At 64.5% G+C, this 19,476-nt stretch carries 18 protein-coding genes, 1 tRNA gene and 2 pseudogenes; 10 read left to right on the top strand and 11 right to left on the bottom strand.

Features of this window, described 5'->3' with window-relative positions:
• Positions 1 to 20: 20 nt before the first annotated feature.
• Positions 21 to 266, bottom strand: a complete 246-nt coding sequence (locus AA0Y20_RS13805; protein WP_412935364.1) for a hypothetical protein — start codon at positions 264 to 266, stop codon at positions 21 to 23.
• Positions 267 to 435: 169 nt separating this feature from the next.
• Between AA0Y20_RS13805 and AA0Y20_RS13800 the strand changes: the two genes are divergently transcribed.
• Complete coding sequence (locus AA0Y20_RS13800) at positions 436 to 600, top strand: hypothetical protein (RefSeq protein WP_412935361.1); 165 nt, start codon at positions 436 to 438, stop codon at positions 598 to 600.
• Positions 582 to 704, top strand: a complete 123-nt coding sequence (locus tag AA0Y20_RS13795) for a hypothetical protein (RefSeq protein WP_412935358.1) — start codon at positions 582 to 584, stop codon at positions 702 to 704. Before AA0Y20_RS13800 ends, AA0Y20_RS13795 begins: the two co-directional genes overlap by 19 nt.
• A gap of 755 nt (positions 705 to 1,459) precedes the next feature.
• Here AA0Y20_RS13795 and AA0Y20_RS13790 read toward each other — a convergent pair.
• From AA0Y20_RS13790 to AA0Y20_RS13780, 3 genes and pseudogenes are all read right to left on the bottom strand, one after another.
• Positions 1,460 to 3,118, bottom strand: coding sequence for a UvrD-helicase domain-containing protein (locus tag AA0Y20_RS13790; RefSeq protein ID WP_412935356.1), 1,659 nt, complete (start codon positions 3,116 to 3,118; stop codon positions 1,460 to 1,462).
• A complete protein-coding gene (locus AA0Y20_RS13785; protein WP_412935354.1) occupies positions 3,115 to 4,704 on the bottom strand; it encodes an ATP-dependent nuclease in 1,590 nt (529 codons plus the stop codon). The genes AA0Y20_RS13790 and AA0Y20_RS13785 overlap by 4 nt, the downstream gene beginning before the upstream one ends.
• Positions 4,705 to 4,723: 19 nt before the next feature.
• Positions 4,724 to 4,855: pseudogene (locus tag AA0Y20_RS13780) on the bottom strand (AAA family ATPase); the annotation flags it as partial.
• Between the two features lie 624 nt (positions 4,856 to 5,479).
• Here AA0Y20_RS13780 and AA0Y20_RS13775 point away from each other — a divergent pair.
• The 3 genes and pseudogenes from AA0Y20_RS13775 to AA0Y20_RS13765 all read left to right on the top strand — a co-directional run bounded on the left by AA0Y20_RS13775 (position 5,480) and on the right by AA0Y20_RS13765 (position 7,362).
• A complete protein-coding gene (locus AA0Y20_RS13775) occupies positions 5,480 to 6,175 on the top strand; it encodes a hypothetical protein (protein ID WP_412935351.1) in 696 nt (231 codons plus the stop codon).
• A gap of 76 nt (positions 6,176 to 6,251) precedes the next feature.
• Positions 6,252 to 6,407: pseudogene (locus AA0Y20_RS13770) on the top strand (hypothetical protein); the annotation flags it as partial.
• Between the two features lie 382 nt (positions 6,408 to 6,789).
• Complete coding sequence (locus AA0Y20_RS13765) at positions 6,790 to 7,362, top strand: GNAT family N-acetyltransferase (RefSeq protein ID WP_412935348.1); 573 nt, start codon at positions 6,790 to 6,792, stop codon at positions 7,360 to 7,362.
• A gap of 219 nt (positions 7,363 to 7,581) precedes the next feature.
• On the opposite strand, the gene AA0Y20_RS13760 is transcribed toward AA0Y20_RS13765, so the two are convergent.
• The 4 genes from AA0Y20_RS13760 to AA0Y20_RS13745 all read right to left on the bottom strand — a co-directional run bounded on the left by AA0Y20_RS13760 (position 7,582) and on the right by AA0Y20_RS13745 (position 10,119).
• Positions 7,582 to 8,667 carry a hypothetical protein gene (locus AA0Y20_RS13760; RefSeq protein WP_412935346.1) on the bottom strand — a complete coding sequence of 362 codons (1,086 nt, stop codon included), beginning with the start codon at positions 8,665 to 8,667 and terminating at the stop codon, positions 7,582 to 7,584.
• 548 nt (positions 8,668 to 9,215) lie between these two features.
• Entirely contained in the window at positions 9,216 to 9,347 is a 132-nt protein-coding gene (locus AA0Y20_RS13755) for a hypothetical protein (RefSeq protein ID WP_412935343.1), read from the bottom strand.
• A 166-nt stretch (positions 9,348 to 9,513) separates the two neighbouring features.
• A complete protein-coding gene (locus AA0Y20_RS13750) occupies positions 9,514 to 9,645 on the bottom strand; it encodes a hypothetical protein (protein WP_412935341.1) in 132 nt (43 codons plus the stop codon).
• A gap of 42 nt (positions 9,646 to 9,687) precedes the next feature.
• Complete coding sequence (locus AA0Y20_RS13745) at positions 9,688 to 10,119, bottom strand: hypothetical protein (RefSeq protein WP_412935338.1); 432 nt, start codon at positions 10,117 to 10,119, stop codon at positions 9,688 to 9,690.
• A gap of 338 nt (positions 10,120 to 10,457) precedes the next feature.
• Here AA0Y20_RS13745 and AA0Y20_RS13740 point away from each other — a divergent pair, with 338 nt between their 5' ends.
• The gene (locus tag AA0Y20_RS13740) at positions 10,458 to 13,457 is read left to right on the top strand and encodes a DEAD/DEAH box helicase (protein ID WP_412935337.1); all 3,000 of its coding nucleotides are present in this window, start codon (positions 10,458 to 10,460) and stop codon (positions 13,455 to 13,457) included.
• A 122-nt stretch (positions 13,458 to 13,579) separates the two neighbouring features.
• Here AA0Y20_RS13740 and AA0Y20_RS13735 read toward each other — a convergent pair.
• Positions 13,580 to 13,655: transfer RNA gene (locus tag AA0Y20_RS13735), tRNA-Lys, on the bottom strand.
• A gap of 175 nt (positions 13,656 to 13,830) precedes the next feature.
• Complete coding sequence (locus AA0Y20_RS13730) at positions 13,831 to 14,502, bottom strand: fasciclin domain-containing protein (protein WP_120264938.1); 672 nt, start codon at positions 14,500 to 14,502, stop codon at positions 13,831 to 13,833.
• A 246-nt stretch (positions 14,503 to 14,748) separates the two neighbouring features.
• Between AA0Y20_RS13730 and sigK the strand changes: the two genes are divergently transcribed.
• The 4 genes from sigK (at position 14,749) to AA0Y20_RS13710 (ending at position 18,146) form a co-directional block, all read left to right on the top strand.
• Positions 14,749 to 15,348 (top strand): ECF RNA polymerase sigma factor SigK, encoded by a 600-nt coding sequence (gene sigK / locus AA0Y20_RS13725; protein ID WP_412935336.1) that lies wholly within the window; start codon positions 14,749 to 14,751, stop codon positions 15,346 to 15,348.
• Positions 15,345 to 16,166, top strand: a complete 822-nt coding sequence (locus tag AA0Y20_RS13720) for an anti-sigma factor domain-containing protein (RefSeq protein WP_412935334.1) — start codon at positions 15,345 to 15,347, stop codon at positions 16,164 to 16,166. Before sigK ends, AA0Y20_RS13720 begins: the two co-directional genes overlap by 4 nt.
• A gap of 131 nt (positions 16,167 to 16,297) precedes the next feature.
• On the top strand, positions 16,298 to 16,936 hold the full coding sequence (locus AA0Y20_RS13715) for a DNA-directed RNA polymerase subunit beta (protein ID WP_412935333.1): 639 nt from the start codon (positions 16,298 to 16,300) through the stop codon (positions 16,934 to 16,936).
• Between the two features lie 325 nt (positions 16,937 to 17,261).
• A complete protein-coding gene (locus AA0Y20_RS13710; protein WP_412935331.1) occupies positions 17,262 to 18,146 on the top strand; it encodes an aminodeoxychorismate lyase in 885 nt (294 codons plus the stop codon).
• Positions 18,147 to 18,294: 148 nt separating this feature from the next.
• Here the strand turns inward: AA0Y20_RS13710 and AA0Y20_RS13705 are convergent, their stop codons facing one another.
• A complete protein-coding gene (locus AA0Y20_RS13705) occupies positions 18,295 to 19,128 on the bottom strand; it encodes a DUF559 domain-containing protein (RefSeq protein WP_412935329.1) in 834 nt (277 codons plus the stop codon).
• Positions 19,129 to 19,476 lie beyond the last annotated feature (348 nt).

The raw sequence follows: 19,476 nt of genomic DNA, 5'->3' as shown, positions 1-19,476 counted from the left end.
ATGCCACAACGCCCCGGGGGTCAGGCGATACGCGCGGGCACGCTCGAGGGTGTGACGGCGGCATGCTCGGGCCGCGCGGTCCTGTCGAGAAGGCTCACGAGCGCTCGGAGCGCGGGAGTCGTGCGGTCGGAGCGCCACACGAGGGCGATCTGACTGGACCCCTCGAGCCCGCGGACGGGGACGAAGCGGATGTCGCTGCGCTGGTGGTTCTCGACGAGCGGCCGACACACGAGCATGGCGTGCGGGCCGGACGCGACCAGGCTCATTCCTTGGCCGACGCTGGTGATCCCGGCCGGCGACGAGATGGGTGTGCCGGCCGGGGTGTTCGCCGGTGTGAGTGAGGCTCTCCACGGCGGAGTACCCTCTTGCGCAGCATCGAGCCCGGCCTGCAATGAGACGGATGGCCCGCGCCGCGGAAAGAGAGTTCGCCTCCTCATGAGCCACATCGACCAGCTCGCATACCTGCCGTTGCAGACTCTCGACGCCGTGATACGAGACGACACCGAACAGCTCCGTGAGATCGAGCGCGAGCTAAACGCAAGCCAGTACACCGGTTCCACGTCGCTCTACACGTCGCATCGATGCTGGCGAGCGAGGTGACCCGCGACCCCGATTTCCGAGCCAAGCTCGACGCGATGCTCGAACAGCAACGCCTCTTCGCGTCCGCAGACCTACCGGATGACGGCGACATCTTCGACAGCTAGCGCCGCAGCGGGCTTCTCGCGGACTCCCAAAGCCGACGCAACGGGAGAGTCGAGCGCTACACCCGCATCGTGGCAGAAAAGAGCCTCAACGCTAGGACCTGGAACCTGCGCTACAACTACCATCGGTCACGGTGCCCACGACGGGAAGCCGCCAGCCTCCGCGAGATCCTCACGCGTCAACGAAGTCCTGGCCTCATAAAGTTAGCCACTGTGCGATGGTCGGCGCGAGCAGCGTCTCGCTCGGTGAGGTCGCTGCATACTCGGCCCCGCGGTAGCGGCCCCTACGGTGCGGCTATCCATCCCGACTCGGAGGGGCAGGTCGACGACGGACGCGCCGATGCGCAGGCTGAACGCACCTCGGGGACCATCAGCTCACGATCTGCGACAGACAGGGAGAGGCATTGCCGGAACGGCGCTGATTGCTCGACCGATGGGTAGTGCACGCGGTCAGCTATGACCTTCCTGGGGTGCGCGACCACAGCATCTGCTCCATCGCAGCAACATCGAAGTTTTGAACTGTCACCGAAGCACGGGCCTCATAACAAGTCGACGATCACGGCTAGGGCTTTACCAACGCCGCCTTCACGGGCCATCGCGTTGGCCGCTCTCCCGATCTCGCGATGATATCTCCCGATCGGTAAGGCCTCTCGCAAGTCGAGCTGAGCTTAGGTGGCGTCGGTCGATGGGGAGCGGGGGTGAGGATGCGCGCCTGAAGGAGACGGGCACTGACGTCTCCGTTTGACCCGCGGGTTGCATCAGTGGCCCTCATCGAGCCGGAACCCTGCCTCGTACCACCGAGCTACGATGGCGGGTTTAGTGTTCGTGGGCAACGCAACGCTGGCAAGCATGCTCGCCCGCGTCAGGGCGACGTACGCTAGTCGCAGTTCCTCCACCATGTCTGCGCGATCGCCCCCCACCGCGGCGCTCCAGACAGCCGCGTTCGGGGTGTGATAACTCTCTTCGGGAACTTGTGCTACCAATAAGACTGCATCTATGGATCGGCCTTTCACCGAGTGGATCGTGGCGATTTCAGTCTCGGATCTTTCTTCCTCGATAAATACGCGGGCGTCGACCCCGTGCCAGCTTTGCGGGGGGCGAACTGGAGCAAGCGCGTTCGTTGTCACCGGTGAGAGTTCCCTCGCCACATCGTCTAGCAGCTCCACGGCTGACGAGCCCCACGTGGCGAGATCTCCCTCGAGTGGTGGAAGGCTCGCGATCAAGCCGACTGCGCGAGCCCGAATCAAGGTGCGGTCTAGACCCGTTGGTCGCCGCCCGCCCGGAAACGTCCGGTGAAGGATGAGCTCCTCCAATGAGCGGTAATCCTCGATTGTAAGTGCACGGCCCGATTTGGCAAGGATGAGCGACTTTAAAGGTTTTGGAATGGACGGTCTACTTAGGCCTGAGAGTTCAGCCGCGAACGATGCCTTACGGACGAGTACGGACGAAGTCTCGATTGCCGCCGGAGTGTCTTCAATGAGTGCTTGAAATCGCGCTGGTAGATCCTTGTGGCTACCGGGCTCATACAAAAGAACAACCGGCGCAACGTCGAGGTCGCTGTTCGGGCCGGCGGCAATATCTGGATCGGTCCCACCTCGAATAGCGGTCGTCATATTGCAGATGAGCTGCGAAGAGCGGAAGTTCTCCCGAAGCTCACGGGTGTCAAGTTCAGCTTCGTCGGCAAGAGCTTGGCAGCCGTCAGGTACGGAGCCATTGAATTCATAGATGGCTTGATCGTAGTCACCTACGAGAACGAGTGACGCTAGCCCAGCCCCCTTGAGCGCACGCACGCAGGCTAGCAGCAGCTCGTTGGTATCCTGCGCTTCGTCGATGATCAATTCGTCGAAGCGACTCGCCAACGCACGAGCTACGTTCGGGAAGCGCAACAGCACCTGTAGCGACACGGATATGGCATCGCTGAAGTTCACTATGCCGCTTCTGGCCATGGCGCTACGGGCGATCGCCATCTCCTGAACTTCGTCCGGTCTGACCATAGTCTTGCGGATTCGGCGGAGCTGGCCGTCCACGCCGTACTCAAATTCGCTAGCCCGCAACCCGGTCGGAGCCCCCGCTGATATCGCGTCGTCGTCGATCGACATCGCATCGGGCGATTCGGTAATGAGGTGTCCGAAAGGGCGTAGAACGTATCGAAATAGGAACGAATGGAGGGTGCCCACAAAATGCTGATCCGTGAGCGGCACGCCATGATCCCTGAGGATCGCCTCGGCGATCTCGGCGGCACCAACGCGGGTATATGACAGAAGCGCGAGCGCCTTCCCCTCGCTCGCGAGCATAGCTGCTCGCGCAGCGACTGACCTTGTCTTGCCCGCGCCCGGGCACGCCTTCAAGAAAAGGTCCGTGCCATTAAGAACAGCGGACGCCTGTGGCTCGCTTAGGCCCAGAGCAAACCTATTCACGGCTCACGGGTCGTTTCGCCGTCCTGCTGGCCGGTCCCGCCCTCGGCGGCTGGCTCTACCGCCGCCAAGATTGCGGCAGACGCCCCCGGTGGAATCACCAGATCTCGCCTTCCGGCGGCGATCATGTCTGAGAGCTCCTGCGCGAATCGGCCCTTAGCGTCTTCCACCGACGCCAAGAAGCTGTCAGCAAAAGCTACGGCATCCGGGAACTGCGTGCCTCCGAGACGCGTCGCGACTCGAGGCTTCACTTGCCGCAGTGCGTCGAGCAGCGCCTGAGGCGCGCTGGCGTTGACCTTCGCCAATTCCCACTCAAAGGTCCGCTCAGTTGTTAGGACGCGAATATTGTCCCTACTGCGTGCCACCAGCGCCTCGGCGGTGGTGGAGGCCACGTCCTGACCGTCATCGTTGACGCTTGCGTCCGAGTCGGTTAGAACTACGCACCTCTGGGGTAGACCACCCCGGTCGAAGAGGGAAATGAACGGATCGAATGCGAGGCCGTCTACAGAAACGACCGAGACGCCCGCCTCCGGCAAGTCGAATCCCAGGAGGTAGGCGAAGCGCGGTAGAAGGAGCTGTTCGGCGACGCCCTCCACCAACAGAACCGCTTCGGCAAATAACAGACTGGACTTGGTCACGTCCAGGAACCGGCGAAGATGAGCGAAGGCCTTGGCGCTCAGCGGTGCCGCGGCAAGAGAGTGCGCCGTCACTGGAGCTCCCGCGGGTCCTCGACGGAGAACCGTTATACGCCGCACCTCCGCTGCCGAGGCGAACTGAGGGGAGTGCGTCGTTGCTACGACGTGCGTACTCGAGTCCGTAAGTGACTCCAGATACTTCATCAGTAGCGTCTGCAGCTGGGGATGGAGATGGGCCTCGGGTTCTTCGATCAGCAGAAGGTTGAGGGGAACTGCGTGGTCCGATTCGATGAGGGAAAGCAACACTGCTATGAAGAGCAAGTTGTTGTAGCCGAGGCCGTTGTCGGCCAGCCGCCCAAGATCACCGCCCATGCCTGCGAGCGCCTGCAGACTCGCAACGATCCGTTCGAATCGCGCTTCGGAGAACGTCACCTTGGACGTATGCGCGAACGGCCCTTGACCTGTGATTTTTCTCAGTCGATCCTTTACTGCATCCGACGCTGAGATGACTGCCTGGACCGTCTCAAGGTCTGCGTTCGCGTTCGTCATGATATCGACAAGCGACTGTCTGTCCGCGTGTCCTGTCGGTGCCAGCGAGGAGACGAGGTGTGCGAGTCGGTTGGTTACGCCGGGGCGGAGTTCGGCGGTAGCGTCGCGCAATGCCGGCAAGTAGATGAAACGGATGGCCTCTCGCGCGATTGGCTCCACTTCGTTCTGGCCAAGGTCACCTCCGTACCAACGCGTGTACGGCCGGCCGTCGGCACTTAGCCGCGAATGCAGCTTGAGGCGCGCGTGGGCGGGGCCGAACGAGGGTGCGAGAATGGAGATCAGTGATCCCAGATGCTCGTCGGGCACCTCGCTGAAGACGGCACTGATCTCGATATCGCGGTACGCCCCCCCCGACCTGTGGCTGGGTGAAGTCGCTCGCTGCGATCCAGCGGTTGCCCGCCCCATCGGCGAAAGGGTGAAGTAGCGAACGCAAGGCATCGATCGTCCGGGATTTTCCCGCGTTATTCGCGCCGACGAGAAGCGACAACTGAGATGTGAAATCCGTCACGGTTTCCAAACCGCGGAACCCGCTCACTTCCAGTCGTTCTAGTCGCACGTGCGTTCCCCCGAAGCCATGGCCGTAGAAGCCAAGACTAGCGACTTGGCTCTACCCGTACACTATAGCTCCGCCACCACTGCGCGGTCCTTGCCTTCTGGATCGGTCGCGGCAGCCCGCGGCAGGGTGCACGGGTTGAGCTAGAACAAGCTGCAGCGACTGCTAGCCATAGAGGGGAGTAAACGAGACCGCGCGGAGAAAGAGGCTCATCGTCCAACCCACAGCGACTTAAGGTGCGGTGCGGGATTATCAGGGAGGGGCGTCTATCGAGACCTTACTTGCGCGCCGCTCGGTGAGCTACGGATGTGTTGGTCACAACTACTCGCGACCGGAACCGCACGGCGCGCGCTCGACGATGCGCGCATCCAGCCCAGCGTGGCGAGTTGACGCAGACCATCACGCCCTGCCGGTGCACCATCGGCGGGACCCACTTGACGGCGTGCCCATGTCTGACAAGCACGCCGATGAGGGCGACTCGTTAGCAGGGGCGGAGGAGATCTACTACTCCAGCGGCCCCGACGAGGACTACGACTTTCGCTGACTCGGACGCCCAGCCCGCGAGCGTGACTTCAGTTCGAGTGGGGTTGCCAAGCTGAGACCCGTCACGCCCTGTATTGTCCCGTCATGGCCGCAAATCCGCGACTCCACCTCACACCGCTCGCGGTGTCATCATCGAAGCGACAGACGCAGGAATCGGCCAGGAGGTTGAAGGGCGCGCATGACAGCATTGACGGACTGTTCGAGACGCTCCACTCGGTGCGCGACGCGAAGGTGAAGGCTGGCGTCTCGCTCGCTCGCCTGTCGCATGCGGAGGTTGACCTGCTTCGCGCTGCGCTGGTGTTCGCAGGGGCGGGGTTGGATGCCGTCCTCAAGCAGCTCGTGCGCGACGCGCTGCCGAAACTCCTGGACGGGTACCCCGCCGCGCAGGGTGCTCTGAAGGGATACAGCGGTCGGCTGACCACTGAGCAACCCGCGAAAGCGAAGGCCATCCTGATGAGCCCGGACCCAACGAAGGCGCTTCGCCAGCAGTACGTCGCGGACCTTACGAAGGGGAGCCTGCAGGGGCACGGCGAATTGATCGAGATCCGTAAGGCGCTCGGTCTGCCTGACACGGGCGCGCTATCCGAAACGTCGCTCTCCGGCTTCAGTGACTTTTTCATCGCGCGTAACCAGGTCGCTCATGAACTCGACTTGAAGATGCCGACTGGCCGGGGCACGTTCACTCGTCGCTACCGACGCATGGACGAGACGAGGGAGCGCGCCGACGCCGCGCTCGTCCTCGGTGGCGACTTCATCGTGGCGGTAGAGCGCTGGCTGTAGGCACGCGCCCGGCGCGCGAGAAGGGCCAAGGTGCGATCGCCATTGCTGCCCGTCAACCGCCGCGGCCTCATTAGCTGGAGCGAAGCTCGAGGGAGCGTCATTGCGCGGTGCCGTTCTGGTTGGCACATCGTTTCCGCGATCACAACTTGCTCTCATTGAGTTGAGCAGCCGTCAAGAGGCTGAAGTCGTGCTGGTAGATGATCCTCCCAAAGTACGGGATGGCCCCAGGTAGGGGTTCGGCGCTACACGCCGATGTCTCCGCTAGCCAGGAACAACCGCATCGCTGTTGGACTCGCCGCCGCGTCGTCACCCAACTGTCCGAGAGTCAGCCGCCGACCCGCTTAATTGCTGCGCGATGGTTGCGAAAAGCTTCTCCGGGTCTTGGGGCGCCCTATCATCATCCGCGAACTCAGCCAGCAAGGCTGAGAACACCAATGACGGAAGGGACTTGGAGTTGGCTCGCGATCGCGGGCCTATCTGCGCCGAGCTCCAGAGTTCCGGGCGCCGAGACAGCGATACTCTGCTGCCGCCGATAGCTAAGTCGCGCGATTCTGCATCCCAGATCTGCGTCCAACAAGCATCCGGTTCGATGGGAGCGTTGATAGGGTGCGATCGTGTGGAACGAGTGCTCGCCATACCAGGCGCCCGGCTACGAGGACTGGCAACGCCGACTTGCGTCGCTGCCGCCGACCGACGTCCACACACGGGTGGCCGAGGCAACCGCAGAGGACGCGCGATGGATGTGGTGGATACAGGCAGACTCCGAGTCGGCCAACATCCACGACGTCGCGAGCAACACTGAAAGAATCAAGCAGAAGGTTGTCGTCCTCGCTGAGATAGACGGATGCCCGGTCGGCTTCTGCGAGGCTTTCCGCGGTAGCTCGCCTGCCGATCCGCTCTTCATCCAGATGGTCGCGGTTGTTCCTCGTGCGCGGAGGCGCGGTGCGGCTCTCGCACTACTGCACGCTGCTGCCACCGCTGAGCCGCAAAGGGACATAGTTGGGGCGACGCTGGACGAGAACATCGCAGCAAGATCTCTCAACGAGCGGTTTGCAGAATCTCTGGACGCGAGCATCCAGCGTGTACCGGTTCGTAGCTTTTGCCGCAGCGACATGGGGTTCGGGCCGGGGGAGGAGCACCGGCCATGGCTCATACGCCGTGCTTCCCAGCCCAGAGAGTCGGACTGAACGTTGGCGATTCGTCCTGGTCGGTGCGGAAACTCAGAGGACTTTGTCCCTTGAGAGCGCAACCGACATCGGGTGATACCGCGTCCGCACCATCTGCTTTGGGCTGAGCGCCTCTGACAAATCGGACATTCCTAGAAGCTATCGGCGATCGGCGACCACTATTCACTCGAGAGCATCCGCAAGCGCGAGACGCTCCGGGCGGCCCGACACGCTACCGGTCTACTCACCAGAGACTCCCTGGGAGGTGGACATATTGTCATCGATGAGCAACGCAGATGTGCCATCGGCGAGCCGAAGAAGGTCAGCGGCGAGTAGATAGGTCCAGACGACGCAGGTCTCGGCTTCGGCGGCAGAAACCTCGTCATGCACGCCTTTGCTCGCGAGTGCATCGAGCGATTTGAGGCGTGCGCCGAGGCTGTCTAGCGTGCTTTGGACGACTTCACCTTGGCCATGCTTGCCGAGGGTCTGCCGCACGTACTGGAGCAGACGGTTCCGGTACTGGTCGTCGGACATCTTTCTGGCAACACCGTCCGCGCCGATGACGGCCTCGCTACGTGCAGGATAGAGATGATCCGCAAGCGACTTGATCATGCGTCGGCACGAGGTGAGCGAATGCGCGAGGTCCTCGCTGGTTCCGGAGTATAGGCGCTCCTGCGCCGCGACGAACTGCGCAAGTGCCGTGGGCGCGTACTGGGTGAGCGACGCATCGACATACTCTTGAGCCCGTTCGAATAGTCCTGCCCGCGTCTGGCCTCGTTCGAGCTCAGCCTCTGTGGATACCAGGAAGTCATGCACGGCGGTTTGAATCCGGCCGAGCACGCTTCCGAGCGTGCCGATGATCGGAAGCAGCTGTGCTCTGCCTCCATCGGCGTTCCGCTGAGCATAGTAGAGGTCGCCCCCACTGAGCCCGCCTGGCACAATGTAGTCGTCGTGTGCAGCCTGCGCCATCTGCAACTGCTGTTCGAGCTTCCCCACCGGTGCCATGTAGAGCTTGACCTCGCCGTCTACTGATTCAGAGCGGGTCTGCTCGAAGACGAGGTACCCCTTCAAGGCCTCCTGGCGGCCGACTTCCGCACCAAGCAGTGAATCGAGATGTTCGCGGATCTTCGCGACTGAAGGATCCTGAGTCTTCGTTACGGTGGTGTCGGACATTTGCAGCTGGAGCCAGTACTGAGCGACGTAGTCTTGGCGCAGTGCGGCGATTCTCGATGCCCGCCGTACGTGCGCATCGAGGCTCGTTCCCGGTGTATCGAACTCGTCTAGTGCTCGGGCGAGTAGCTGGCTAACGCGAGCAGAGGTAGTCATGGGGATCACCCTACGATCGGGTGCCGACATGCGCGGCTAACAAGCGGACGCCGACCGAACCCGCCTCAGTCGCATCGAGCCGGGATGATCCAGGTCGCCGGTTGAGGTGACCGCCGCTGCCTTCGACGTGGCGCGTCGGTGACAAATGAAGAAGGCGGCGGACCTGCTCCCGTAAGAGGAGGAGGTCCGCCGCCGCTCACCGTGCGGGGACTACTCGGAGCGTCCGCTCCGGGGCGTACTCCATCAGGAGTGTCGCTCCGATCACCGCATCGATGTAGCTCTGGTCGTCCGTTGGCCGTCGATCGCCATTCGAGCGATTCCAGCCGCTGAATTCCGACCTGGCACGGCGTGTTTCCGAGCAGCAGTTCGATGCTGGGAGGAGACAGGCTCGCCGACTCGCCGATGTCATCTAGAAGCCCGACCGCGGCGACGTCTCCGACTAGTCGCGTTCTCCCGCGAGCGTGCGGTACGTGGTACCACCATAGGTACGTTGCGCGCCGGTTGTATGGCAGACCGTGCAGCAGGCCCGCCTCGTTCACGAACAGGGTTCAGCCGAACTTGAGCAGATCGACCGCCTCGATCCAGCCACCGACTGCTGACTGGTGGTCCTCCAGCTGGGTGTAGTCGCGGGCTTCGATGTCCCGGGCGTCTGCTGCTGGGATGTAGATGCCGTGCACCATGGTGTTCCTCCTTTGCGCGTGCGACCGAGAACCGGTTTCGTTCTCTCGAGAGCCGCAGAACGCAGACGAGAAGCGGTGTGCGTGCACAGGGGAGTCGTCGGGGCGGCCGGCGAGCTTCGTCCCGGGAAGGACGTGCTCGAGCCGGCCGCCGGGGCGAGGAGGTGCCTCAGGTCGTCGACGCTTTCGCGCTCGGCTTCTTCGGCGCCGCTGTGGCGTTGAAGATGGCGGCGATGGCGTCACGCTTGGTGCTTGCGGCGCGCTCGATCTCATTGCGAACGGCCTGGGCACGTGCCTTCACAGCGGGGTCGGCTTACAAGATTCTGGGCTGAGGTCGGCGAACTCACACCGATCTCTTGAGCCTCCGTGCGGCCGCGAACGTCAGAATCACACCGAGCAGCAGGGTCATCGCCGCACTTATGAGTAGCCATCCTTGGCTTGCTCCGATCGCCAGCGAACCGATGAGTATGCCGGCACCTGCCAGGATCCAGATGACGCCGATAGCGACGAGGATGCCCCAGACGACCCTGATGACGCTGCGTCGAGGGGTCGATGGTGAATCCTGGCCCATTGCTTCGCGAACGAGATCAGCGGGCTGCCCAAGTCGTTTGATGCTCGACTGGACGTCAAGCCCCTCGGCCTCGGTCTCGTCGAAATGCTGACGAACCTGAATCAGTAGCTCTGACCGTGTCCCATCATCGAGGACCCTTGCCTCGCGTTGCAGGGCAAGCATGTATCCGTCGATTGCTTTATTGTTCGTCTCCTGGTCAACCATCGCTTCTCCGTTCGCTTCCGGATGTATCTCGACTGTTTGCCTCAAGTATGGCGTTCACCGCACGCGAGAACTTTCGCCACTCAGCTCGGAAACTGTGTCGACGCCTGAAGGCCCTGGGGTGTTAGCCGGTAGACGCGGCGCGGGCGCTGTGCGTCTGAGCGTCGGGCGGTGCTGGGTGAGGGCGGCCAGCTTCGACCTAGGGGACCTCGCCCGCGAATGACCACGCGCTGAGTGAAAAGCGGGCCGGTGCCTCCTCTTGCAGCCATACTGAGATCCAAGGAGTCGAGGTTGGCACGGGACCGGGGTACTTCGTAGGTCTGGGACGAAGGAGTACCCGCGTGGGGACGATCGAGCACTACGACATCGACGGTAACGAGCTTTGGTGGCTCAGCGAAGGTCCGGGCGCGCACGCCGACGGACCGCAGGACAGTGAAGTCGTGGAGACTGCTCTCAAAGGGCGCTTTCGGTTCGCAGCAGGGACCGAAACAGAAGACGGGCTCCGCCGGCCGCAACTCGGTGCCCTGCACGCGATCTTGGCGTACCGCTCCACCGAAGAGCATGAACCGATCACAGTGGTGATGCCGACGGGGACTGGCAAGACCGAAACAATGCTTGCGGCGTACTGTCACTCGCCGGCCCAGACTCTCGTGGTTGTGCCGTCGGACGCGCTGCGCACTCAGATCGCGGAAAAGTTCGTGACCCTCGGGGTACTGCCTCGCGTCCGGGCCGTCGTCGGAGATTTCTTGTGTCCCGCCGTTCTCGTGCTCAAGAGCGGACTCCAAACTGTCGACCAGGTTCGGCAGGTCCTGGCCCGGTCCAACGTGGTCGTGGCGACCGCACAGGTGTTGGATGCGTGTTCGGAGGAGGCGCGTTCGCACCTGGCGAAGTCGTGCCAGCGTCTGTTCGTCGACGAAGCGCATCACTTGGGCGCCCGCACGTGGAGGCAGGTCGTCGAGCTGTTCAATGGACGGGAAGTTGTCCAGTTCACGGCCACTCCGTATCGCGAGGACGGGCGCCACCTCGGCGGCCGCATCGCCTACGCCTACCCGCTCCGCCTGGCCCAGGAACACGGCTACTTCGCCAGGATCAACTACCACTCAGTGATCGACCTCGCCGATCCCGACCGTGCCGTAGCCACCGCTGCTGTCAGGCAACTCCGCGCCGATGTAGAAGCGGGGCTAGATCACCTTCTGATGGCGCGTGTCCGCTCCGTGGAGCGGGCCAAGGAGATCATCAAGCTCTACGAGGATCTCGGCTCCGAGTTCGCTCCAATCCGCATCGACACCGGAATGGCCGAGTCAACCCGCAGCAAGCACCGCAACAGGCTCTTCAACCGCGAGAGTCGGATCGTGGTGTGCGTCAACATGCTCGGAGAAGGCTTCGATCTCTCGGCGCTGAAGATCGCGGCGATACATGACCCGCAGAAGAGCCTTGCCGTCACACTGCAGTTCGTCGGTCGCTTCACCCGTGTGGGTAACGAGTCCCTTGGAGAGGCCTCCGCATTCGTCCCCCTTCAAGTCGCTGGTGTCGACGAGCGGCTTCGCAAGCTCTACGGCGAGGACGCGGACTGGAATGAAGTCATCCGAGATCTGACCGAGCACGGCGTCGGACAGGAGAAGGACCGAACCGACTTCGAGCTTGCGTTTGGATCGGTCCCCCGCGAAGTCGCCATGCGCAGCATCCATCCGAAGATGAGCACCGTTACCTACCAGTCCACCACGTTGCTGAGCTGGAACCCCGAGAGCATCTACGACCTGTTCGAGGACCGATTGCTGACGACGCGCATCGGCATTAACAATAAGGACAAGGTCGCTTGGTGGGTCTCGCGAGAGGCAACACCCGTGAGATGGGGCGACTTTTCCAGCTTCAACGAACTCGTCCACCACCTTCATGTCGTGCACGTCGACGACGCATCAGGGTTCCTTTACATCAACAGCACCAACAACGACTCGATGCATGAAGACATCGCCCAAGCCATCGGCGGCGACGACGTCACCTTGATCAAAGGCGAAACGGTGTACCGAATCCTGTCCAAGGTCAAACGCCGAGTGCCGACCAACGTCGGCCTCCTCGACTCGGTCAGCCGCAACCGGCGCTTTTCCATGCACGTCGGCCAAGACGTACTACACGCATGGCGCGGCGAGGGAGGTACGAAGATGAAGACCAACATCTTCGCCCACGGCTTTGCCGACAGCCGAGCCGTGAGCTTCGGTGCATCCCGCAAGGGGCGCGTATGGAGCCACGAACAAGCTCGCGACATCCACGACTGGGTCCGCTGGGCGACCCAGGTCGGACCGACCATCACGGACACCTCGATCTCCTTGGACTCCGTCATGTCGGGGTTCCTGCTCCCCGAGCCCGCCCGGGAGCGCCCGCCGTACGTCCCCCTGTCGATCGAATGGCCGTATCAACTCGTCGCGACGTTCAGCGAGCGACGCAAAGTGAGCTACAAAGATCAATCGTTCTCCCTGCTCGACACCGAACTGTCCCTGAGCAGTCACACGGCAGACCAACCGCTCCGGTTCAAGCTCAAGACGCCAGGATGGGAGCTCGAGTTCGAGTTCGACTTCCATGAAGACGGTCCGCCCACGATCCGCCCTATTACAGAGGACGGGCAGATCGTCACCCCGGCGGGCACGGGGAGCCTCGCAGCCTTCCTCACTGCCAACGGGCTACTGATTACGTTCGAGAGTGAGACGGTCCTCGTCGAACAAGGATTCTTGCTGCGGCCGGACCGTGAGCGACGGCTCTTCCCGATCGACGCCATCGAGACGATCGACTGGTCCAATGTAGACATCAAGCGTGAGTCGCAAGGCGCTGATCGCGACCCTGCCACCATCCAGCACCGCGCGATACAAGCGCTCTCAGCCGAGGACGAGTGGGAGATCGTGATCGACGACGACGGTGCCGGCGAACTGGCCGATGTCGTTCTCCTGAAGAGGGCCGAGGATGGACTCGATGTCTTGATGGTGCATTGCAAGTACTCATCCGGCGACAAGCCAGGCGCTCGAATCGACGACCTGTATGACGTCTGCGGACAGGCGATGAAGATGAATCGTGCAAAGTCGATCCCGGAACTGCTGACGAAACGGCTCTTCCGCAGAGAGCAGCATCGCCAGAGTTCCGGAAAGAGCGGCCTGATCGCTGGCAATATCGCAACCCTGGCCGCCATCGTGCGCGAGGCGCGTTACCGGACGCTCAACGTTTCCGTTGCGATCGTTCAGCCGGGACTGTCCAAGTCACTTGCGAGCGAGGACATGCGCGCCCTTCTTGGCGGAACTGATCGGTTCCTCCTCGAGACGCACGGAATGAGACTGCGTGTCATCGCGAGCCCGTGACACCCTTCGGCTGATCCGGCGCGATGAACGCCCCCTTTGCTCGACAGAGCAGGCCTGCGAGGCCAGGTTACGCGGGTGAACGGCGTGATCCCAGCTGACATCGAGTATTCCGACGTCTCATCTGGTGGGCCCCGTGGGGCTCGAACCCACGACCCGCGGATTAAAAGTCCGATGCTCTACCGACTGAGCTAGAGGCCCTGAGCTTCCCAGCTTAGTAGCCGCGGGGGAGCGATCGAACCCGCGGGCATCCCTGCCCCGCCGACATCCGTCCCGGGCACGACAAAGCCGCCGGTGTGCTCGCACCGGCGGCTTCGCCTCGGCCACGGAGATACCGAGGCCGTGCCGCGGGAACCCCTCACCGCGGCTGTTCGGGTCACATCGGGGGCATCAGCACCGTGTCGATGAGGTAGACCGTGGCGTTGGCCGTCGTGACGCCACCGCAGATGACCGCGGCGCTGTCGTTGACCATGATGTTGTCGCCCGACCCGGTGACGGTCAGGTCGGCACCGTTGACGGTGGTGTGGGTGCCGTCGATCTCGTCGGGCGCGATCTGGCCGGGGACGACGTGGTAGGTGAGGATCGACGTGAGCGTGGCCGAGTCGGTCTTCAGCGACTCGATGGTGGCGGGGTCGATCTTGGCGAACGCGTCGTCGACGGGAGCGAACACTGTGAACTCGTCACCGTTCAGGGTGTCGACGAGGTTGACGTCAGGGTTGAGCTGTCCGCTGACGGCGGCGACGAGGGTGGTGAGCAGCGGGTTGTTCGAGGCTGCGGTAGCCACCGGGTCCTGAGCCATGCCGGCGACCGAACCGGATCCGTCCGGAACGGCTGCGGCGTAGTCGGCACAGCCGGGGCCGACGAGGTTGGCGGCCGGGTCCATCGAAGCGTCGGGCGAAGCCGACTCCATGGGGGCTGCCGACGACGAGGGGGCCTCGGTCTCCTCGGTCATGTTGTCGCCCGAGCCCGACGAGCAGGCCGACAGAGCGAGGGCTCCGGCGAAGCCGAGGGCCAGGGCAGCAGTGAACTTCTTCTTGGTGCTGAGCATGATTGCCTCCGTGTGTTCTCCGCCGTAGGTCCGTCCCCGGCGTCGAGGGTTCTTCGGAGACCCGTCGAGATCGGATCGGAAAAAGTTGAAGAAAGTTTGAAACCGAGTTTTCAGGCATCCGAAGCACCCCTCTTATACGAAGAAGGGCGACACGGATGCCGGCGTCGGCTCACACCGCGCTCAGCGGCAGGTAGAGAACCGATAACAGGTCGGCGCTGCATCCGGGAACAGGTCGGAGGATGCGGCATGCTGGTAGCGATGGTCATAGATGGAATGGACGTGCCTGACGACGGGCCGTCGACGGATCACGTCGCGGAGCTGATCCAGCGCTGCGCCGACGGTGACCACAGCGCATTCGCCAGCCTGTACGACACCCTGTCCGGACGGGTCTTCGGACTCATCCTGCGCGTGCTCGTCGATCGCGCACAGAGCGAGGAAGTGCTCCAGGAGGTCTTCCTCGAAGTGTGGCAATCCGCTTCGACGTTCGCTCCGAAGAAGGGACAAGGAAGGTCGTGGGTCCTCACGATCGCCCACCGCCGTGCGGTCGACCGGGTTCGGTCATCGCAGGCGAGCAGCGATCGCGACGTACGTGCGGGCTACCGAGAGATGGCGTCACAACCCGAAGGTGTCGCCGAACAGGTAGAGCTGCGCATCGAAGGACGGCGCGTGGCTCGGGCTCTCAGCTCTCTCCCCGAGGCGCAACGAGAGGCCATCACCCTCGCCTACTACGGGGGTTACAGTCAGAGCGAAATCGCGGCGCTGGTGGGAGCGCCGCTGGGAACGATCAAGACACGGATGCGTGATGGATTGACCAGGCTCCGTACGGCAATGGGGGTGACATCGTGAACGAACAGACATTCGCCGAGCTCTCGGCAGGGTACGCGCTCGGAGCGCTGTCGCCTGAAGACGAGCTCGCCTACCATGAAGCGCTCGACGCGCATCCCGAGTGGATGCCGCTGGTCGAGGCCGACGCCGCAGCTGCGGCCCTGCTCTCGGAGGGCGTGGCCGATGTGGCGCCGCCGCCCGCGCTGCGGGCCAGCCTGATGGCGCAGATCGGCGCGCCCGTCGCAGAGTCCTCGACGGTGCGTGATGACGACAACGCCGACCCCGCGGACGAGCTTCACGAAGACGATCCGCGAGCAGCGGCATCCGGCTACGCGGTCGGTTCTCCGGTGACCGAGGAAGTGCAGATGGTGCAGCGTCGCAACTGGACGCGCAGCCTCTTCGCCCTGACGGCGTCGATCGCGCTCCTCGTCGGAATCGGCTGGGGCGTCGGGGCGCTGACGCAGGACATGCGGGCGCCGTCCGCTGAGAGCGTGCTCGCACAGATCGAGCGGTCCGGCGACGCGCAGTCGAGCACCGCCGAGCTGGTCGACGGCGGCGAAGCCACGGTCCACTGGTCGCCGAGCGTCGACGGTGTCGTGCTCGTCGCAGAGGGCCTGCCCGAGATCGCGGACGACCAGTCGTACGAGGCATGGTTCGTGCGCGGCAGCGCGCCGATTCCGGCCGGAGCGTTCGAGTCGACCGACGGCTCGGCCGCCATGCTCCTCGAGGGCGACATGCAGCCCGAGGACGTCATCGCCCTGACCATCGAGCAGAGCGGCGGATCGCCGAGCGGCCTGCCCACCACCGACCCGATCGTCGCGATCGCGACGAGCGCCTGACTGCCCGACCCCGTTATCCGGCAGCGGAACGGCCGGCCCCATGAGGGCCGGCCGTTCCGTCGTTTCCGGCTTGTGATGCGGTGTGTGCCTGCGAGGGCCGCGGGGATGCCGCTCTCGCTTAGCCTGGAATGATGACGGACGGATCCCGGGACTACCACAAGCCCGTTCGGCGACCCGCCGACGAGTTCGACCGGCACTTCGCGGGCGAGGACCCCGCGGAGGTCTCGCGCGTCGCGCATGCGACCGCGGGAGCCCTGTTGTCGAGAGTGCGCGAAGACCCCAGCGACGCCGTGGTCGACCGCCTCGTCGGATTCACCGCAGAGCACGGCATCGACACCGTCGCCGAGCTGTGGTCGCGTTCACCGGCCAAGTCGCTGCCGGGGGCGCTGTGGCGGCTCTACCTTCTGCAGCTGATGATCCACCGCGATCCGCGCACGGCGGCGCTGCTCTACGAGCGCGGGCGGGTCGTCCTGCGCTCAGCCGACGAAGTGATCGCGGGAGCTCCCACACCCGCGGGGCCGGAAGAGCTAGTGGCCCTCATCGACGTGATCATGCGCGGCGTATTCCGCGGCGACTTCGCGGTCGCGCTCGAACGCGCCGCGTCGTTCTGCCGGGTGCAGGCGGCAGGAGCCACCTCGGTCGCCGACGATCACGATGTCAGCGAGCCCGATCGGTCGTCGGCGCTGACGGCGCGCGCGCTCCGGTTGAGCACGTACGCCGATGACTTGGGATCGTGCGCCGGGCTATGGCGGCGCGAAGCTCTGACCTGACGGCGGCTGCGTCCGGAATGAACCCGGAAAAGATAAGTGCCGGGCCGCAGAACGCCTCTCGGCGCGTGGCCGCTCGCAGCGGCTGAAGATGGAGCCCGGGGTTACTGCGGCCCGGCACCTACAGTCTAACGGAGCCTCACGGGCGGGCATTCCCGGGGTGGACAAATCCGGTCGTCGGCCGGTAGTACGAGGCGGCGTTTAGGTGGCGGCGCGCGGGCCGCGATGCAAGGGATCGTGTGCGACGCGCCGGGGATGCGGCATCCTTATCGGGGTGTCGAGTCGGATGTCGTGCATCGCGGCACCGGGCGCGTCGTAGGCTCGGCGCATGGCACTGCGTTTCGCGCTGATGATCGACCCGCTCGCGGCGGATGAGACCCCGTCAGATTTCGCGTCGACCTTCACCTCGGTCGACCCCGCGGCCCCGGCGTTGACGGTGGGGGAGCTCAGTACGCAGCGCGGCGACGGCATCTTCGAGTCGATCGGAGTGGTCGACGGGCACCCGCAGGAGGTCGAGGCACACCTCGAGCGGCTCGCGCATTCCGCCGAGCTCTGCGACCTGCCGGCACCGAACGTCGCCCAGTGGCGGGCAGCTGTCACGGCTGCGGCGTCCGAATGCGGTCCGGGGGAAGGCGTCGTCAAGCTGATCCTCAGCCGCGGAATCGAACACGGACCGACGCCGACGGCCTGGGCGACGGCATCCGCCGCGGCGGACTTCACCCGGGCACGCACCCGCGGCGTCCGCGTCGTGACGCTCGACCGCGGCTACGCCATCGATGCGCCGGCGCGGGCTCCGTGGCTGCTGCTGGGCGCGAAGACCCTGTCGTACGCCGTGAACATGGCCGCCCTGCGCGAGGCGCACCGGCGCGGCGCTGACGACGCGATCTTCCTCAGCTCCGACGGCTTCGTGCTGGAGGCGCCGACGGCATCCCTCGTCCTGCGGCGCGGCGACACGTTCGTCACGCCGGCGCCTAACGGCGGCATCCTGCACGGCACGACGCAGCTGAGCCTGTTCGACCATCTCGCCGAGCGCGGTTTCGAGACGGCATACGAGACGATCCCGGTCGACGAGCTGCGGCGGGCGGATGCCGCGTGGTTGTTGTCGAGCGTGCGGCTCGCGGCTCCGATCTCCGAGCTCGACGGTGCTTCGCTGACCGTCGACGCCGAGTTCACGGCATCCCTCAACGACTACCTGCTCTCGCCGCGCGACTGAGGCCCGGTTGCGCTGCACCGCGCCGGCGTTCCGCGATGCAAGTCATCGTGTGCGCCACTCCGTCGGATGTCGGCTTGCGTCGGGGTGTCGCTCGTAATTCGTTGCATCGCGGAACGGCGCGGAGCCGGACGAACCCAGGGCGAAGGCATCAGGCGGATGCCCCGATCTGCAGACTCGGGTGGGAGCGCAGGGCGCCGAGGATGGCGGACTCGACGAGCTCCCAGTCGTGGATGACGAGCGCGTAATCGAAGCGCAGCGTGATGTAGCCCCACGATGCGGCGTTCGCGTCGCGTGTCAGGTCCTTGTGGCGCTTCGTCTCGTCGTGGTGATTGGCGCGTCCGTCGAGCTCGACGATGAGCCGGTCTCCGATGAGCGCGTCGACGATGCCGACCGCGAAGACCGAGACCTGCGTCCTGACTCGGAGGCCGTGCTTGCGAAGTCGCCACCGCAGGAGCGATTCGAGTCCGCTGTCGGCATCCGTCCGCGCTAGGCGCAGCGCCTCTCGGCCGCGGGCATTGGTGTGTCGGCGAAGCCACCGTAGGTCGTCCCTCGTGAGGAGGCGCTGTCGCAGCGCGGACTCGAGCGCGACGAAGAAATGCTCGGCGCCGCGGCATCCGAGGATCTGGCGCAGCACCTGGCGCAACGGAAGGGCGCCGGATGCCGAGACACGCGCGTCACGGTCCCAGTGTCCGATGCATCCGCAGGATGAGTCGTGGTGGGCGCGTTGGCCGGTCTTCAGCCACACGTGCGGTTCGTCGTCGGCGAGGGTCCAGAGCCCGTGGTGGCGTGCGGCCGTGACACACGCCATCGATCCGCCGTGGGCTGCAACCGCCCGTGCGGAGGCGCATGCGCCGGGGGAGGCGTACATGCCGATCCGGATGCGGCTGAGCCTGCCGGAATCGAGCGCTGCTGTGATGTCGCGGCGGCTCAGGCCGTCGGCGCGGAGTTCTCGGGTGGTGAAGACCGATCGCGACTCGCACATCCCCCGACGATGCTCGCCCCCATGTCGACCCGCCGCCGACATCGCTCATTCTGTGCACTGGGCTGGCCCGCCCCGACCCGTGCAGGAACCGCCGTGCGGCGCGAGGCCGTTCCGCGATGCAAGGGATTCGCCCCGACACCCCGCCCGAACGGCATCCGGGTCGGGGTGTCGGCACGGATCCCTTGCATCCGCGCACGGGGCCTCCCGACGGGGCGACGCAGCCCGCCGCGCCGGGATGCAAGGCCGGAAGGGCGACGCGCCGGGCGAGGAGTCCTCGCACCGGCGCGTCGCGCACGATCCCTTGCATCCGCGCACGGCCCGAGATCGCGCGAGCCGGAAGAGGCCGAA

Origin of the sequence: Microbacterium pratiae (assembly GCF_047302165.1) — a bacterium.
Classification (GTDB): domain Bacteria; phylum Actinomycetota; class Actinomycetes; order Actinomycetales; family Microbacteriaceae; genus Microbacterium.
This window is presented reverse-complemented; position numbering and strand designations above follow the sequence as displayed.